1 protein-coding gene is annotated in these 337 nt (G+C 47.8%); it reads left to right on the top strand.

Annotated elements, in window-relative coordinates; translation table 11 throughout:
* Positions 1–337: transposase (locus H8K55_RS21355; protein ID WP_186944262.1), on the top strand; the 337-nt coding region annotated here is incomplete at both ends.

Raw genomic sequence — 337 nt, 5'->3', positions numbered from 1 at the left:
TTAACGACCATACTCGGAACGATCCGGACTTAAAAGATAAGCAGAAATTATTGGATAGCATACCTGGTTTAGGAGAACGCACCATCGCAATTTTGCTTTCCTACTATGCTGATACAGAGCGATTTACCTCAGTGAAGAAAGCAATTGCATTTGCAGGACTCGATCCGCGTCACTATGAATCTGGCAGTAGTGTGCGTGGCAAGACGCGCATGTCCAAAGTGGGACATACTTTTATTCGCAAAGCGCTCTACATGCCTGCCATGGTGGCTTTGTATAAAACAACATGGGGCAAGGCTTTCCGCCAGCGTCTAGCGGCATCCGGGAAACCTCCCATGGT

The sequence above is a fragment of the Affinundibacterium flavidum genome (assembly GCF_014284175.1).
Classification (GTDB): domain Bacteria; phylum Pseudomonadota; class Gammaproteobacteria; order Burkholderiales; family Burkholderiaceae_D; genus Undibacterium; species Undibacterium flavidum.
The sequence above is the reverse complement of the archived record's forward strand: the minus strand, read 5'-3'. Positions and strand labels throughout refer to the sequence as shown.